Below are 15,629 nucleotides of genomic sequence, written 5' to 3' on the forward strand. Positions count from 1 at the left end.
AGAATTGGCATGATCTCCTTCACCAATGCAACGCCCTTTCGGTTCGTCCCACCGCGTTTCAAGGCGCAGATAGTCTTCGGAGACCCGAGCGAGCTTACCGCGTTGATGATGGAAGGAAAGCTGGATGTCTGCCTGCTGCCGACTGGATCGCCGATCCACCTCGAGGAAAAGGTAAAGCCTCTCGGGCCTTATGGCATTGCCTCTTACGGCCATGTCATGAGCGTCCGGCTGTTTTCCAAGGTGGCCCTGGCGGAGCTTCTGGAGAAAGACCGTGCGATGCATCTGACCCAACGGTCGACGACCACGAGAAAGTTGTTGCAGATTCTCTTTAAAAAGGAGTTTGGCGCCACCCCGCGCATCTCGTCCGACCCTTCCGAAAGTGACGCTCGTCTTCTGATCGGCGATGAAGCGTTGAACTTTGCGAGGCAAGAGTATCGTTGGCCGGTAAACCGCGATATCGGCGAATGGTGGATGGAGCAGACCGGCCACGGATTTGTGTTTGCGCAGTGGGTGGTTTCGCCCACGGTGAGTGACGAGTCTGTCTCCGACCTGACCCAATGGATCGAGGAGAACCTTACCTTTGCCGCGACGGCCGAGGGACGCAGATCTCTGCGCGAGGCAGGCACTGCGGCGGGATGGAATCCTGACATGGCGGAGCTTTATTTTGAGCGTCTGGAGTTTCGCCTGACGCAGGTTCATCTGGAAGGCCTTTCCTACTTTCACAGACTTTTGAAGGGAACAGACGATGGCGATTGAGAGAATTTCCGCTGAGACGGGACTGGCGTGGCTTCGGGATATGCCGCTGGTCGAGCTGATGGCCCGCGCCGATGCCGTGCGCTGGGAGCTGCACCCCAGGGCCGAAGTGACCTACGTGCTGGATACGAATCCCAACTACACCAACGTCTGCACGGAGAACTGCACCTTCTGCAGCTTCTACCGTCCGGTTGGCAGTAAGGAAGGCTACGTCCACAGTCCGGAGGAGGTCGCCTCCCGTGTGGCGCGCGCGTATGCGCAGGGCGCAACGACGGTGCTGCTGCAGGGCGGACATAACCCCGACCTTCCGCTGGATTACTACCTCGCCCTGATCGACGCGATCCAAGCGAGCACGCCGAAGATGCATCTGCACCTCTTCTCTCCGTCGGAGATTACGCAGATTGCGAAGGTGGCAGGCGAGACGGTGGACCAGATCCTGCAACGCTTCTGGGAGCGCGGCGTGAAGACGATGCCGGGCGGTGGCGCGGAGATCCTCACAGATCGCGTGCGACGCAAGGTTTCGCCGAAGAAGCTCTCCGCCGACGGCTGGATCAATGTGATGCGGAGCGCGCATCGCGTGGGTATGTCGACGAGCGCGACGATGATGTACGGCCACCTGGAAGAGAACGAAGACATCATCGAGCACCTCGTCCGTCTGCGCGAGCTGCAGGATGAAACGGGCGGCTTCTACGCCTTCATTCCGTGGAGCTTCAAGCGCGGAGCTTCGCCACTGTCGCAACTGGTGAAGACGGATGCCCTGCCGAGCTTCTACCTGCGCATTCTGGCGATCTCGCGCCTGATGCTGGACAACATTCTGCACATCCAGGCGTCGTGGTTCGGAGAGGGAATCCGCGCGGGCCAGCTTGGCCTGTACAGCGGAGCGGACGACTTCGGCGGCATTCTGATCGAGGAGAACGTCCTCTCGCAGGCGCAGCACAAGGTAGCGATTACACGTCCCGCGTTGCTGAATGCGATTCGTGAAGCGGGCTTCACGCCGGTGCAGCGAACTACGGGGTACGAGGTAGTCCAGGGAACACCGCTGGTGAACATCGTGCATCCCGAAGCCGCCGTGGAAACCTTCCAGCGCACGCCGGGACCACAGCAGGTCGTCTCGCAGGAAGAAGAAAGAGCGAATGCCTGATTCGAATTCGTCCGCTCTGCGGCAGCTACGCATCGGCCACACACCGGATGCGGACGACGCCTTCATGTTCTATGGCTTCGTCTCCGAACAGGTAGTCATTCCCGGCTGCGAGATCGTGCACGAACTCACGACCATCGATGCTCTGAACCGCCGCGCGTGGAGCGACGATCCCCTGGAGGTGACGGCGATCTCCGTGCACGCGTACTTCTCCCTGCGCGAGCGGTATGAGCTTCTGGGCGTGGGCACGAGTGTGGGACGCGGCTACGGTCCACGCCTGTTGAGCCGCAATCTGAAGACTGTGGACGAGTTGGAGGGAAAGCGCATTGCTCTTCCGGGACCGTGGACGACGGCGACCCTCGCAGCGCGGCTCCTGCTGCCTCCATTTATCGAAATACAGCTACGTTTCGACGAGATCATCGACGCCATCCTCTCGGGCGAGGTCGATGCCGGTGTCATCATTCACGAGGAACAGCTCACCTTTGAAGAACGCGGCCTGCGTCTGCTGTGCGATCTTGGTGCGGTCTTTGCGGAGAGACACGAAGGCCTGCCGCTTCCGCTGGGCGTGAACTGCGTGCGGCAGGACCTCGATCCCGAACTGAAGCGCGCCATCGCAGACAACTATCGCAAGTCGATCCAGATCGGCTTCGCGCAGCGCGAGAAAGCGATGGAGTACAGCGCCCCCTTTGGCCGCGGCGCTCCAGTGGAGTTGCTGGATCGTTTCGTAGCAATGTACGTCAACGACGACTGCCTGGCCATGAACGCGGACGTGGTGCGTGCTGTGCAGATCCTGGAAAACGGGTACAACGCGCACTCGGTAAAGAGTCCTATTCTTTAGCTCTTTCTTGTGCCCCATTCTTTCGCGGCTTTATCGCGGAAGGGTGGGTCGCGCGGGGCGCACAAACCCGATCCTTCAGGAAGCCACACGAGAACACCCTGTCCGACCACAGCTTCATCGCATGCGCTGCTTGAACAAACTTTCAGCACTTCCCCTCAGAACCACAAGCGGCTATTTACAGACTGGGTTGTTCGCCGCTTCCAGCGTGAAAAAGGTAATGCTCGCAGCAGGTAAAGCCAGGCTCCCCTTGGCGGCACTGACGCCCGCAGGGGTTGGGACATCGCCCTCCGCTGTGAGAGAAAGCTCTTTGCCATTGAGCTGGACGGTGTGGCTCAACAGGTCCGCCGAGGTAAGCGTGTAGCGAGTGGACTTCTGCGGGAGGCTCAACATCTGCGGCGCAGTGCGGTCGAGGTTGAGCGCGAGCAGGGTGACACCGCCGGGATGGTTCTTCATACAGGCGGCATAGAGATGCACCTTGGGCGAGGGCAAAGCGCCTGCATTCAGAATCGTGGTTCCCATGGTATTGTGCCAGAGCAATGCCGCCCAGTAGTTGGGACGCGGTGTGAGCGTCTTTTCATCGATGAGCGCGTAATCCGAGGCTGCAAGCGTGTTGTGCAGAATCACCTGGACATGTCGCTTGGCAAGATTGCCCATCTGGTCGAGGTAGCGGAAGCTGTCGATAAACGTGGAGGCCCAACGGTCGCCTCCGCAGGCTGTCTGGCCTGTCTCCGTGAGCCACATCGGCTTGCCTGGAGCGTATTCATCGCGAAGCCCGGCGTAGAACTCTTCTACGATGCCGGTGCGGGAGAGCCACTCTTCGGAGAGCGCGGCTTCCGGGGTGGTCGAGCTCTTGATGCTGCCCATGTTGCCGCAGCGCGAAGAGACGCTTCCGTAGAAGTGATAGGAGAAGACATCCACGGGGTCGGGCCCGGAGGCGGCAAGAAGTTCTTTCGAAGGCAGGAGCTTCATAGGGACGAAATCAATCCCTTCGCCGACCGAGCCGGGCCCAAGGAGCAGCGCATGCGGCGAGGCCTTGCGAAAGAAGGGCTGGAAGACGGCGAAGTCGCGCCCGTAGGCGGCAGCGTCATAGCCTTTAGGAACGCCTGCGGCGGTGGTGAAGGTGGGCTCGTTCATGAACTCCGCAGCGGCGATGTTGCCTCCAAGGGAGTCGTCGTAGCGGAGGAACTTGGTCGCCTCAGCGGGTGTCCAGGTGCCGGAGGCATCGCGTGTCCCAAGACCGGTGCTGAAGGAGGTCACGATCTTCGCATCGACGGCTTTTGAAAAATCAACGACGCCCTTCCATTGCGCGCATGTGAGAACGCCACCAAAGCCTTCAGGCGGCGTCGCGGGCGCAGGGGCATCCGAATCCTGAAAGTAGACGGTGTTGGCCCAGCTTCCGGAGACGCGGATATACGCGGGACTGAGTGCAGCGGCAAGTTTGCGCAGACGTGGATTGGAGAGGTCGAGCGGCGTCCGCTGCTCGAAGAGCGAGGGGTCCATGCCCGGCGTCTGGTTGGCACTTGTGGGTGGCTTAGCTGCGGCAGTGCTCGCGTAGGGCTTCCAGAAGCGCCCGCCGATGACTTCGACCATCTCAACGTTGTAGGACTGAAAGCGCGGGTCGACCGTGCCGACCTTGGGCATGGTTGAGGGATTCGTCTGGGCGAAAGCAGTCGTGGCCGAGAGAGCGAGTGCGAGCGTGATTTTCATGGGGCGACTACTCTAGCACCGTCCGAACACCACAGTCCTTAGAATGAAGAGATGGGTTTGACGTTTGAAGTGAGCAAGACCACTGCGGCGGGTGGGCGGCGCGGTGTGATCGGTTTGCCGCATGGCGATGTGCAGACGCCTGTCTTTATGCCGGTGGGAACGGTGGCGAGCGTAAAAGCCGTTCCGCAGGAGACTGTGGAGACCATCGGCGCTGGCGGTCGCGGTGCGGAGATCATCCTGGCGAATACGTATCACCTGTATCTGCGGCCCGGCCATGAGCTGGTGCGGCGGATGGGTGGCGTGCACAAGTTCATGAGCTGGCGGCGGCCCATGCTGACGGACTCCGGCGGCTTCCAGGTCTTTTCGCTCAAGGGCCTGCGCAAGGTGAAGGAAGAGGGTGTGGAGTTTCGCTCGCATCTGGATGGCGGCAAGCACTTCTTCTCTCCCGAGCACTCCATGGCGGTGCAGATCGCCCTCGGCGCGGACATCATGATGGCCTTCGATGAGTGCACGGAGCATCCGGCAACATGGCAGCGCGCGAAGGACTCCATGGAGATGACGCATCGCTGGGCGCAGCGCTCTTTGGATTACTTCCAGGCGCATGCGAGCGAGGTTCCCTGGCACGAGGAGCGCGGCGGACGGCGGCAGAGCCTCTTCGGCATCGTACAGGGCGGGATGCACAAGGACCTGCGCACGCAGAGCGCGGAGACGCTCGTCGCCATGGACTTCGACGGCTATGCCATCGGCGGTCTGGCCGTGGGCGAGGAGCGCGACGTCACGCGCGAGATGATCGCGCACACGCTGGAGTATCTGCCCAAGGACAAGCCCCGGTACGTGATGGGCGTGGGCTATCCCGACGAGATCGAAGAGTACGCCAAGATGGGCGTGGACATGATGGACTGCGTTCTTCCGACGCGCGCGGGGCGCCACGGTCTGGTCTTCACCTCGCAGGGACGCGTGAATATCAAGAACAAGATCCACGAAGAGGACGGTGGACCTCTCGATCCAGCCTGCACCTGCTCGGTCTGCGCACGATACTCGCGGGGCTACATCCGGCATCTCTTTGCCGCCGGAGAGGCTCTTGGTATGACGCTCGCAAGCGTACATAACCTGGCGTTTTATCTGGATACGATGGAACGTGTGCGCGGAGAGATTGCGGAAGGGTGATTTCTTCCCGGCCATGATCGATCTCAATCCATAAATATTTTTCGCGCGCGGCGTTGAGAAAATAGCTTGAGGATAGTCATTGTCAGCAGAGGGTGGATACTGACAGTTTTCGGTTCCGTGCCAGGTAAGACCTGGCCGGAGGCATGGCCCATGCCTACCTTGAGCGCTCGGCATGGGCCGTCCCAAAAGACGCGGAATGACAGCAAGAAGGACCAGCAAAACCGGCAGACTGGTTCGCCAGAATCACTCTGCCTTCTTAAGTCTTTCAACGGCCTGGATAACAGCCATCCTTGCATTCACTTTTCTGGCCTATCTTCCGGTCTTGCGGTTTGCGTATGTCTTTGACGATGTCGAGCAGATTGTTAAAAATCCGCACATCCAGTCCTGGCAGTATCTGTCCGACTACTTTACTCAAAGCCTATGGAGCCACGGAGGTGCGTTTCAAACGCGATTCTATCGCCCATTCTTCCTGCTCTGGCTGCGCCTGAACAATGCACTCTTTGGTTTGAATCCTTTCTATTGGCATCTGACCACTCTTGTTAGTCACGTGTGTGCGACGTTTGTCCTCTATCTCCTGGTCCGTCAGGTCTCGAGAAATTGGCTGCCCGCCATTTTCTCCGCGCTCCTCTTCGGTCTGCACCCCATTCACATCCAGGTGGCAGCGTGGATCTCTTCTGTCAGCGAGTCTCTTCTCGCGGCTTCGCTGCTGGCCTCGTTGCTTTGTTACATGCTGAGTGTGTCGCGGAAGGACAAGCGGTGGCTGACCGCTTCGCTGGCGCTCTACACTGCGGCGCTGCTGTTGAAAGAAACTGCGGTCGGTCTCCCCGCAATCGTCTTTCTCTACGTGTGGCTTTGGAATGACCCGCAATCCAAAGACACGAGAGCCCGTTTCGCCTTTGCCCGCACGCTTCCATTTTTGGCTGTCACAGCGGTTTACCTCTGCGTGCGTGCTGTCGTGCTCCATACTGTCGTCGCGCAATCGTCTCCGATGCGGGCTTCGACGCTCTTCTTCACGCTGCCTTCCATTCTCCTGGCTTACTTCAAGCTGTTTTTGTGGCCCACGCGCCTGAGTCCCATGTATCCCTCGGTGCTCCTCACTCGTCTAGAAGCAAAAGCTTTTCTCTTTCCGCTTCTGGGATGGGTCGCTCTGGCTGTAGGGGCCGTGTTCTTGATCTGGCGGGACAGCAAGCGCACAGGACTGTCCTCGGCGGACAAGGACGATCAGAGACTTCTGCCTCTCTCGCTTCTTTGGGCTGCAATCTTCCTGCTGCCTGCGCTTTACCTGCCTGCACTTCAGGAAGGTGCGTTCATTCAGGATCGATATCTCTATCTTCCCTCAGCCGGATTGGCCATCGTCGTGGGTCTCGCAATCGCCAGAGTAGGAAGCGAAGGCAGAAAATTTCTTGGGATGCCAAGGGTACAGATAGTTATAGCCGCAACATTGGCAGTCATCATGGCCTTCGGAATCAGACGGGAAATCTATGTCTGGGCGGACAATATATCGCTCTTCACAAGAGCAGTGGAGCGATCTCCTGGGAACAAGATCGCGCAACATGATCTGGCTGCTGGACTCCTCGATGCCAAACGCTATGAGGACGCGATCCCTCTGCTGCAAAAGCTTTTGCGGGAAGAGCCGAACGATCCCGTAGGCAATAACAACCTGGGACAGGCTTATCTGAATCTTGGCGACCGAATCCATGCGGAAGGCTATTTGGCAAAATCCTGCCAGATCCATCCGACAGCCAGGCAGCTTTACCAATTGGGCGCGGTTCGATTCAACCTGGGTAGAGCAGACGCCGCCGAACAGACCTTCCGACAAGCCATCGCCATGGATCCAAACGGCTTAGGTTATCACTCAGGACTCGGCCTAGCGCTGGAACGCCTCGGGAAACAAAACCTCGCGAAAGAAGCTTTTGAGCAGGAGGTTACTGTAAACCCACAAGACACAATCTCCAGGCAAGCCATAGCGCGACTCTCAACTGGCGGTCTTTAAGCTCCGGTATCTCGAATCTGCATACGATAGAGAGAGTATGCGGGAGATAGAGAATGGAAGCCGAAGACTTCAGTACGCACTACAAAGCGATGGAAGACGAGCAGCTTCTTTCTCTGGCCCTCAAGTATGACGAACTGACCGACTCTGCCCAGACGGCGATGCGTGCCGAGTTTGCGCGTCGCGGGTTGGAGCCGCCTCTGCTCGAAGAACGCCCCGGAAGCGAGGTCGAACCGCTGAAGCTGGTCACGGTGCGTCGCTACCGGGATCTTTCTGAGGCGATTGTGGCGCGGTCGCTGCTGGAATCCGCCGGAATCACCGTGGATCTGCAAGATGAGAACCTCGTCCGGCTGGATTGGCAGGTTTCGAACATGATCGGTGGCATTCGCCTGCGTGTGGAAGCCCAGGACGAGGCAGGCGCAACCGAACTGCTGCGTGAGGCCGGGCCGGGTTCGATCGAGTTCGCCGCGGGGCAGGATTTTGTCCAACCCCACTGTTTTGTCTGCGGTTCGTCGGACATTACCTTCGAGGGCGCTTCGCGGAGTGCGGCCATGACCGCGCTCTATCTTCTGTCGGTTCCGCTGCCCACGGGCGCAAAGACCTGGGTCTGCAACCAATGCGGCACTCGCTGGAAGGATGAGGAGACGGTTTAGTTCTGTTCACGCTGGCAAAGATTCTTTTGATTTCGACAGAACAGAGACTGGCCGGGGCCGAAAAGGGAATCTCGCGACTCTACCAGGCCGCAACGTGTTGACAGTGATGGCGGGGTACGCGATTCTATTGACTAGCACTCATCTGCCTTGGCAAATGATGGGCCCTTGTGCTTTGTATAAGGGTTCTGGCAGGGTGCGGCAATCTTTCTCCGTACGGGCTCTGCCTGATGGAGCCTTAAATTAAGGAAGTCCCCTTTGTCCTCAGTTCCCTTTGCTTTTCTTTTGATGTTCCAGAGTGCTGGTTCGGGTTTCAGCTCGACTACGCTTCTGCTGCCAGTGTTTCTGATCGCCATGGTCTTGATGTCGGTGATCCCGAATCGCAATAAGCAGAAGAAGTGGCAGGCGATGCTGGCTGCGCTGAAGCCGGGCGATGTCGTGACCACCGTAGGCGGTCTGCGCGGCACAATTCTGAACCTGCGGGACGAGACCCTGACGCTGCGTGTTGCTCCTGACAATATCAAGCTCGAGTTTTTGAAGAGCGCTATCGCCTCCGTAACAACTACGGAAGAAGAGAAGTAAACGACCCAATGCAGAAGAACCTGACCGGCAAGATCGTTGCCATCATCGCTATCCTCGTGATCTTTGTGTACGGTGCACTGGGCAAGATCCCGGGACGCGACAAGGACGGCAAGACCAACCTCCAACTTGGGCTCGATCTCAAGGGCGGAACTCACCTGGTTTTGCAGGTGCACACGGCTGAGGCGATTGCCGCAGCCACCGACAACGCCGTGCAGCAGGTGCAGACCGACCTGGCCAAAGTGGGTGTAACCGGAACAACGGTGACGCGCAGCCAGAACGCGGCGGAGCCGGGCGTGATGATCATCACGGGCGTTCCTTCGGCCAAGCTGAGCGATGTGCGCGACGCCTTGACGGGTTCGACCTATGGCGACTACGACCTGACCTCGCAGCCTGACGGCACCATCCGCCTCTCTATGAAGGCAACGGCGGTCCGCGAGGCGCGCGAGCGTGCTCTGGAGACGTCGATTGAGACGATCCGCGAGCGTGTCGATACGCTGGGTGTTGCGGAAGCCGCGATCCAGAAGTATGGACAGGGCGAAGACCAGATCCTGGTCGAGCTGCCCGGCGTGAGCGATCCCGGACAGGTAAGCCGCGTGATCCAGTCCACGGCCCGCCTCGAGATTCACGAGGCGGTGAGCGGACAGGGCTATCCCACCGAGCAGGAAGCACAGGCTACCGCAGGACCGGACACAGTTGTAATGCAGGGCGGCAACGGCGCTGGCGACAACCAGTGGTGGGTTCTGAAGCGCGTTTCGATCGTGCAGGGACCGGACTTCCGCGACGCTCGTCCCAGCCAGGACCAGTCCGGACGCACGGCGGTTTCGTTCAACCTGACCACAGCAGCAGGCGACCGCTTCTACGCGTACACCAGCGCGAACGTCGGCAAGTACATGGCCATCGTTCTCGACAATCACGTCAAAGAAGTCGCGACGATCAACAGCGCGATCCGCGACAGCGGAGAGATCGCCGGCGGGTTCAACAAGGACAGCGCCGCCGAGCTTTCCCTGATGCTGCGCACGGGTTCGCTTCCGGCTTCGATCACCTATTTGGAAACACGCACCGTGGGAGCATCTCTGGGCGCGGCTTCCGTGAAGCAGGGTGTGATCGCGGCTGTGGCCGGCATGCTGGCCGTCATGGCCTTCATGCTGATCTACTATCGCGGTGCGGGCATCAACGCCGACCTCGCGCTCTTCCTCAACCTCGTGATTCTGCTTGGCTTTATGGGCTTTACCGGATCCACGCTGACGCTGCCGGGCATCGCCGGTGTGATTCTGACGATCGGTATGGGCGTCGATTCCAACGTGCTGATCTTCGAGCGTATTCGTGAAGAGCTGCGCGAGGGCAAGAACGCGCACGCTGCCGTACAGAACGGATTTGCACACGCCTGGATCACGATTGTGGATACCCACATCACGACCATCGTCTCGGCTGCCATCCTGTTCTTCGTCGGAACCGGTCCGGTCCGCGGATTTGCCGTCACGCTGGTCTTCGGTCTCCTGGCGAACCTGTTTACCGCAGTGTTTGTGTCGCGCACGATCTTCGACTTCCTCCTGAACCGCAAACAGCGCGGCGAAGCGTTGTCGATCTGATTCGGCTTTTGTAAGAGATTTGTTTCTGGGCTCGTTGAGCCACACGGAGTTATATTTTGGAACTGTTTCGCGAAGTAAATATCGATTGGCTAAGCAAGAAGTGGTACCTCCTGAGCTTCTCGCTGGTCTTCTCTGTGGCCGGAATCCTGAGCATGCTGTTCTGGCACGGCGTGCCGCGCGGTGTGGACTTCAAGGGCGGCACGCTCGTCTACGTTTCCTTTCCCTCGACGCCGAATGAGGACCATCTTCGTTCGGCGCTGGACAAGGCCGACGTAAAGGACTTCCGCCTTCAGCGCATCAGCGGCAATATGGGCGCGGCAGCAAACGAAGAGGTGATCGCAGTCCCCGAGATGGCGGATGCGAACCACGACGCCGCTCGCCAGTCCATCGAAGCAGCGCTCACGAACAACTACAAGGATTCAGGCTTCCGCGTAGAGCAGACGGACATCGTTGGACCCACCGCTGGCAAGCAGCTGACGCGGCAGGCAGGATGGGCCATTCTGTGGTCGCTGGCAGGCATGCTGATCTACCTCTGGTTCCGCTTCGAGCTGATCTATGGCGCGGCCGCTGTCGTCGCCGTCTTCCATGACACGCTGATTACGATCGGCGCCTTCTCCCTGACCAACCAGGAGATCACGCTGACCGTAGTCGCCGCGATCCTGACGCTCGTCGGTTACTCCATGAACGACACGATCGTCGTCTTCGACCGCATCCGCGAAAACCTGCAGACGATGCGTAAGGCCGACCTGAGCACCGTGGTGAACAAGAGCATCAATCAGACACTGAGCCGGACGGTCCTAAGCTCCGGCCTGACGTTCCTGACCGTCCTTTCGCTCTACCTCTTCGGCGGCGAAGTGCTGCATGGCTTCTCGTTCGCACTAGTGGTAGGCATCCTGATCGGAACCTACTCCTCGATCGCTGTAGCGGCACCGATGCTGGTGGCGTATCAGGACTGGCGTGCAAGCAAGGGCAAGGCGATTACCCTGCCTGGAGCGAAGGTTCGCGCTTAGTTCTTGTTTCTGGACTTATAAGAGCCCGGCCTTTTGGCCGGGCTCTTATATTGTCCCTACATAAAGCTCCGAGACTCTGGGTGCCCCGTACATCGCGCTTTTGCGATGTGCGGGAGGGATTGCTCTGGAGAAGCAGATTGCCCGTTTCTGCGGACTCCCGAGGATCCGTTTGTGCGCTCCGCGCCCCCACTCTTCCGCGATAAGGCCGCGAAAGAATGGGGGCACAAAACTGGTCTCTTAATTTGTCATCCCGTAGCGAAGCGGAGGGATCTGTTCGTTCTTAATGAAGAACGGGACAGCCCGAAGGCTGTCCCGTTCAACTATAGGGCGTGCAGCCTACCACTGTCCCCAGGCGCGGGAGATATAGTCGCTCATACTCATGATCACAAGAATAGAAAAGGTAAAGAAGCCAGCGGCCACGGTGAGCTTGACCAGGCGGGTGCTGTACTTGACGTGCATGAAGAAGAGCACGACGAAGACAGCTTTCGTCACTGCGATAGCCAGCGCTACAGGCGCGGTAAAGATGCCCAGCGGCAGCTTGGACGCAACCACCGTGAGGATGGTGCCGACCATCAGGATCGCGAAGATACCGAGGTATGTGGCCGGTCCAACGATGTGATGTTCGGCATGCTCCGGGTTGGTCACATTCGCCGGGTCGTGATGCTCCGAGGTGTGCGGGTCGTGCTTGGTGCTTACTTTGGTATCGCTCATAAAATTCTCCGGAGGCCTGTGCCCCGATGCGCGTTTAGTGCCGGTTGATCAGATACAACAGCGGGAAGAGGAAGATCCATACGATATCGACGAAATGCCAGTAAAGGCCAAAGTTCTCAATCGGTTGGACATATCCCGTGGTGTACAGACCCTGCCGCGCCTTGACGACGAAGTAGATCAGCATGCCGAGACCGATGATCATATGGAAGGCATGGACGCCGGTCATGGCAAAGTAGAGCGAGAAGTAGATCTGCGTCTTGTTCGCCATGTCGACGGGCAGGGGCTTCTCAGCCTTATCGGTCGGGTGGACGAACTCGGAGATATCGAAGCTGGCTCCGGGGACGTGGTGCAGTTCAAACTTTTCCTTGTACTCAACAGTTTTGATGCCAAGGAAGACGCAGCCCAGGACGATGGTGGCGACAAGATACATCACCAGCGCGCCCTGCTTGCGGACCTCGGCGGACCAAACGGCCATGGCCATCGTCAGCGAAGAGCCGATGAGGACGATGGTGTTGATCAGGCCGAGCGAAAGGCTAAGCGTATTGGAACCCGCAACGAAGGCGTCGTAGTACCAGTTGCGATAGAGCAGGTAGGCCATGAAGAGGCCACCGAAGAACATGATTTCCGTGAGCAGGAAGAGCCACATGCCGAAGCCTGCGGCTTCGCGCTGCTGCTCCGCCGTCTCAAAGTGGTGCTTCTGATAGAACGGATGTTCGTGCACGCCGTGGGGCGCGACAACCTCGTCGTGTGTGAGCGCGTGATCAGCCAACGGTCGTTACCTCTTTTTCAGTCTTGTGCGCGAGCCACTCGTAGTCGTAGGCTTCCTGCTCGACAATCGGGATCTCGATAAAGTTCTCGGTCAACGGCGGGGACTGGATCTGCCACTCAAGACCGGTCGCCTGCCAGGGATTGTTGCCTGCAATCTTGCCGTACTTCAGGCTCCATCCCAGGTACAGGAGGGGCAACATATATCCGACGCCGAGGACGGTTGCACCGGCAGTCGAGAGTACGTTGAGGACCTGATACTCAGCCGGGTAGGCATGGTAGCGTCGGGGCATACCGAGGTAGCCGACGATGAACTGGGGGAAGAAGGTCAGGATGAAGCCGATGAAGGTGGTAACGGCCGCAAACTTGGACATGCCTTCCGGATACATGCGGCCGGTCATCTTGGGCCACCAGAAGTGAATACCCGCGAGGAACGCCATCAACATGCCACCGACCATCACGAAATGGAAGTGGGCAACGATGAAGTAGGTCTCCGTGAGATGGATGTCCATACCCAACGAACCGAGGAAGACGCCCGTCAGACCGCCGATGGTGAAGAGGCCGATGAAACCGAAGACGTAGATCATCGGGGTCTCGAAGGTGATGGAACCCTTCTGCAACGTGAACGCCCAGTTGAAGATCTTGATGGCCGAAGGTACGGCAACAAGCATCGTCAGCAGAGAGAAGACGAGGGCCGAATAGTTCGACACGCCCATGATGAACATGTGATGGGCCCAAACGAAGAAGCCGAAGAGCGCGATGGCCACCGAAGAGAACGCGACGGCCGTGTATCCGAAGACACGCTTACGGCTGAAGGTCGAGATCACCTCGGAGATGACACCGAAGCCCGGCAGAATCATGATGTACACGGCCGGATGCGAGTAGAACCAGAAGAGATGCTGGAAGAGCAGGGGATCTCCGCCCTTGGCCGGATCGAAGACGCCGATGCCTACCGTGCGCTCCAGAGCGACGAGAACAATCGCAATCGCGAGAACCGGTGTACCGAGCACCATCATGATGGACGCCGCATAGTTCGCCCAGACGAAGAGCGGGAGGCGGAACCAGGTCATGCCCGGAGCGCGCATGCGGTGAATGGTCACGATGAAGTTCAGACCGGTGAAGATGGAAGAGAAGCCCGCGATGAAGATCGCCGTCGCCGTGGTGATGACATGGGTGTTCAGGTAGTGCGTCGAGAGGGGCGTGGTGAAGGTCCAGCCGGTATCGACGCCGCCGAGCACGAGCGAAGCGAGTGTGAAGAAACCACCGCCCAGGTACAGGTACCAGCTCAGAAGATTGATACGCGGGAAGGCAAGATCCTTCGCGCCGATCATAATCGGAATCAGGAAGTTACCCAGCGTTGCCGGAACGGAAGGCACCAGGAACAGGAAGATCATCACGATACCGTGCATCGTGAACATCTTGTTATAGGTGTCCGCCGCCATGAGATCGCCTGCCGGTGTGAGCAACTCGAAACGGACCATGCCGGCAAAGAAGCCGCCGAGCAGGAAGAAACCCGTGATCGAGAACAGATAAAGCATGGCGATGCGCTTGTGGTCAGCCGTGAGCAACCAGCTGAGGAGGCCATGCTCCTTGTTGATGTAATTCACCTTGGGCAGCGTGGCTGTCCGCTGATCGGGGAGGTTCACGATCGTGTGTGCGGTACTCATGGGATCACCGTTCCTGACGCGCTGGGCGCCGCTTGGTTCGATTGCGAGGTACCGAGTGTCTGCTGCACGCGGTAGTTGGTCTTAAGTCCTTTGATGTACTCGACGAGGTCGATCATGCCTTCTTCCGAGATCTGTCCCTGGTAGGTCGGCATGATTGGCTTGAATCCCGCGGGAAGGTGCGCCGAGGGGTTCAAAATCGCGTCACGAAGGAAGCCGTCCGTAACCAGCTGCGTACTTCCATCGTCCATCTTCAGTTTAGCGCCATGGATGCCCGCGAGGTTCGGTCCGCGCGCGGCGGCATCGCCCGTATGGCATTGGGAGCAGCCCATGGAGGCAAAAAGGCGTTCGCCATTCTGCGCCAGGCTCATACCGCTGGTGGAGGAATCGACCCATGCCTGGTAATCGGACGGAGTCATCACAACGATGTCACCAACCATGCCTGAGTGCAGAGTGCCGCAGTACTGGGTGCAGAAGAGATGATAGGTGCCCGCGGCTGTGGCGTTGAACCAGACCGTAGTGTAGCGGCCCGGGATCACTTCACGCTTTACGCGGAACTCCGGGATCGAATAGGAGTGGAAGACGTCCTGCGAGATCATGGTGAGCTGCACATTGCGTCCCATGGGAACGTGCAGCGCGTTGATCTCGTGCTGTCCGCCCGGATGCTCCGCCTTCCACATCCACTGCTTACCGACGATGTAGATGTTCATCGAATCGGCTGGCGGATTGTAGATACGGAAGTACAGCCATGCGCCCCAAACGAAGCAGAAGAGAAAGATGCCAAGAGGAATGATGGTCCAGGTCGCTTCCAGAAGCGTGGAGCCTTCAATCTGAATCGCGTTGGGGTGCTTCTCCTTGCGGTACTTGATGGAGAAGACGACGAGGAGGGTGAGGACCAGGGCCATGCCCACGAGGGTCATGAGCCAAAGGAAGATGTACAAGGCATCTGCCTGGCCTGCGACCGTCGACGCCTCGCGCGGCCACAGAGCCGAGGAGGTGAGCCACTTTGTAAGAAACTGCCAAAGTACTGGACTGATACCCATCGTTAGCCTTTATCCGTTCTTC

14 protein-coding genes are annotated in these 15,629 nt (G+C 58.8%); 9 read left to right on the forward strand and 5 right to left on the reverse strand.

Features of this window, described 5'->3' with window-relative positions:
• The first annotated feature begins 9 nt into the window (after nucleotides 1–9).
• Genes ACIPR4_RS20105 through ACIPR4_RS20115 form a run of 3 tightly spaced genes read left to right on the forward strand, consistent with a single transcriptional unit; the run spans nucleotide 10 to nucleotide 2,729 of the window.
• Complete coding sequence (locus ACIPR4_RS20105) at nucleotides 10–756, forward strand: menaquinone biosynthesis protein (RefSeq protein WP_187290216.1); 747 nt, start codon at nucleotides 10–12, stop codon at nucleotides 754–756.
• Entirely contained in the window at nucleotides 746–1,894 is a 1,149-nt protein-coding gene (gene mqnC, locus ACIPR4_RS20110; protein ID WP_013570507.1) for a cyclic dehypoxanthinyl futalosine synthase, read from the forward strand. The genes ACIPR4_RS20105 and mqnC overlap by 11 nt, the downstream gene beginning before the upstream one ends.
• Nucleotides 1,887–2,729: an MqnA/MqnD/SBP family protein gene (locus tag ACIPR4_RS20115; protein ID WP_013570508.1), complete on the forward strand. Its 843-nt coding sequence runs from the start codon at nucleotides 1,887–1,889 to the stop codon at nucleotides 2,727–2,729. Before mqnC ends, ACIPR4_RS20115 begins: the two co-directional genes overlap by 8 nt.
• 171 nt (nucleotides 2,730–2,900) lie before the next feature.
• Here ACIPR4_RS20115 and ACIPR4_RS20120 read toward each other — a convergent pair whose 3' ends face one another.
• Nucleotides 2,901–4,436, reverse strand: coding sequence for a glycosyl hydrolase family 79 N-terminal domain-containing protein (locus ACIPR4_RS20120; protein WP_013570509.1), 1,536 nt, complete (start codon nucleotides 4,434–4,436; stop codon nucleotides 2,901–2,903).
• A gap of 51 nt (nucleotides 4,437–4,487) precedes the next feature.
• Here ACIPR4_RS20120 and tgt point away from each other — a divergent pair, with 51 nt between their 5' ends.
• From tgt to secF, 6 genes are all read left to right on the forward strand, one after another.
• Entirely contained in the window at nucleotides 4,488–5,603 is a 1,116-nt protein-coding gene (tgt, locus tag ACIPR4_RS20125; protein WP_013570510.1) for a tRNA guanosine(34) transglycosylase Tgt, read from the forward strand.
• Between the two features lie 196 nt (nucleotides 5,604–5,799).
• Nucleotides 5,800–7,596, forward strand: coding sequence for a tetratricopeptide repeat protein (locus tag ACIPR4_RS20130; protein ID WP_187290217.1), 1,797 nt, complete (start codon nucleotides 5,800–5,802; stop codon nucleotides 7,594–7,596).
• A gap of 53 nt (nucleotides 7,597–7,649) precedes the next feature.
• Nucleotides 7,650–8,246 (forward strand): putative signal transducing protein, encoded by a 597-nt coding sequence (locus ACIPR4_RS21940; protein WP_013570512.1) that lies wholly within the window; start codon nucleotides 7,650–7,652, stop codon nucleotides 8,244–8,246.
• 255 nt (nucleotides 8,247–8,501) lie between these two features.
• Nucleotides 8,502–8,825, forward strand: a complete 324-nt coding sequence (yajC, locus tag ACIPR4_RS20140; RefSeq protein WP_013570513.1) for a preprotein translocase subunit YajC — start codon at nucleotides 8,502–8,504, stop codon at nucleotides 8,823–8,825.
• A gap of 8 nt (nucleotides 8,826–8,833) precedes the next feature.
• Nucleotides 8,834–10,414, forward strand: coding sequence for a protein translocase subunit SecD (secD, locus tag ACIPR4_RS20145; protein WP_013570514.1), 1,581 nt, complete (start codon nucleotides 8,834–8,836; stop codon nucleotides 10,412–10,414).
• Between the two features lie 56 nt (nucleotides 10,415–10,470).
• Nucleotides 10,471–11,424 (forward strand): protein translocase subunit SecF, encoded by a 954-nt coding sequence (secF, locus tag ACIPR4_RS20150; RefSeq protein ID WP_013570515.1) that lies wholly within the window; start codon nucleotides 10,471–10,473, stop codon nucleotides 11,422–11,424.
• Between the two features lie 336 nt (nucleotides 11,425–11,760).
• On the opposite strand, the gene ACIPR4_RS20155 is transcribed toward secF, so the two are convergent.
• The 4 genes from ACIPR4_RS20155 to coxB are packed head-to-tail and all read right to left on the reverse strand — an operon-like array spanning nucleotide 11,761 to nucleotide 15,607.
• Nucleotides 11,761–12,135, reverse strand: coding sequence for a cytochrome C oxidase subunit IV family protein (locus tag ACIPR4_RS20155; protein WP_013570516.1), 375 nt, complete (start codon nucleotides 12,133–12,135; stop codon nucleotides 11,761–11,763).
• A gap of 34 nt (nucleotides 12,136–12,169) precedes the next feature.
• Entirely contained in the window at nucleotides 12,170–12,904 is a 735-nt protein-coding gene (locus ACIPR4_RS20160; RefSeq protein ID WP_013570517.1) for a cytochrome c oxidase subunit 3 family protein, read from the reverse strand.
• Complete coding sequence (locus tag ACIPR4_RS20165; protein WP_013570518.1) at nucleotides 12,897–14,567, reverse strand: cytochrome c oxidase subunit I; 1,671 nt, start codon at nucleotides 14,565–14,567, stop codon at nucleotides 12,897–12,899. The genes ACIPR4_RS20160 and ACIPR4_RS20165 overlap by 8 nt, the downstream gene beginning before the upstream one ends.
• Complete coding sequence (coxB, locus tag ACIPR4_RS20170) at nucleotides 14,564–15,607, reverse strand: cytochrome c oxidase subunit II (RefSeq protein WP_013570519.1); 1,044 nt, start codon at nucleotides 15,605–15,607, stop codon at nucleotides 14,564–14,566. Before coxB ends, ACIPR4_RS20165 begins: the two co-directional genes overlap by 4 nt.
• Nucleotides 15,608–15,629 lie beyond the last annotated feature (22 nt).

The organism is Terriglobus saanensis SP1PR4, from assembly GCF_000179915.2.
GTDB lineage: Bacteria > Acidobacteriota > Terriglobia > Terriglobales > Acidobacteriaceae > Terriglobus > Terriglobus saanensis.

What these genes read in the sequence shown, in the direction of transcription:
- ACIPR4_RS20105 (WP_187290216.1), top strand. Translation starts at nt 10, where the DNA reads ATGATCTCCTTCACCAATGCAACGCCCTTTCGGTTCGTCCCACCGCGT.
- mqnC (WP_013570507.1), top strand. Translation starts at nt 746, where the DNA reads ATGGCGATTGAGAGAATTTCCGCTGAGACGGGACTGGCGTGGCTTCGG.
- ACIPR4_RS20115 (WP_013570508.1), top strand. Translation starts at nt 1,887, where the DNA reads ATGCCTGATTCGAATTCGTCCGCTCTGCGGCAGCTACGCATCGGCCAC.
- ACIPR4_RS20120 (WP_013570509.1), bottom strand. Translation starts at nt 4,436, where the DNA reads ATGAAAATCACGCTCGCACTCGCTCTCTCGGCCACGACTGCTTTCGCC.
- tgt (WP_013570510.1), top strand. Translation starts at nt 4,488, where the DNA reads ATGGGTTTGACGTTTGAAGTGAGCAAGACCACTGCGGCGGGTGGGCGG.
- ACIPR4_RS20130 (WP_187290217.1), top strand. Translation starts at nt 5,800, where the DNA reads ATGACAGCAAGAAGGACCAGCAAAACCGGCAGACTGGTTCGCCAGAAT.
- ACIPR4_RS21940 (WP_013570512.1), top strand. Translation starts at nt 7,650, where the DNA reads ATGGAAGCCGAAGACTTCAGTACGCACTACAAAGCGATGGAAGACGAG.
- secD (WP_013570514.1), top strand. Translation starts at nt 8,834, where the DNA reads ATGCAGAAGAACCTGACCGGCAAGATCGTTGCCATCATCGCTATCCTC.
- ACIPR4_RS20155 (WP_013570516.1), bottom strand. Translation starts at nt 12,135, where the DNA reads ATGAGCGATACCAAAGTAAGCACCAAGCACGACCCGCACACCTCGGAG.
- ACIPR4_RS20165 (WP_013570518.1), bottom strand. Translation starts at nt 14,567, where the DNA reads ATGAGTACCGCACACACGATCGTGAACCTCCCCGATCAGCGGACAGCC.
- coxB (WP_013570519.1), bottom strand. Translation starts at nt 15,607, where the DNA reads ATGGGTATCAGTCCAGTACTTTGGCAGTTTCTTACAAAGTGGCTCACC.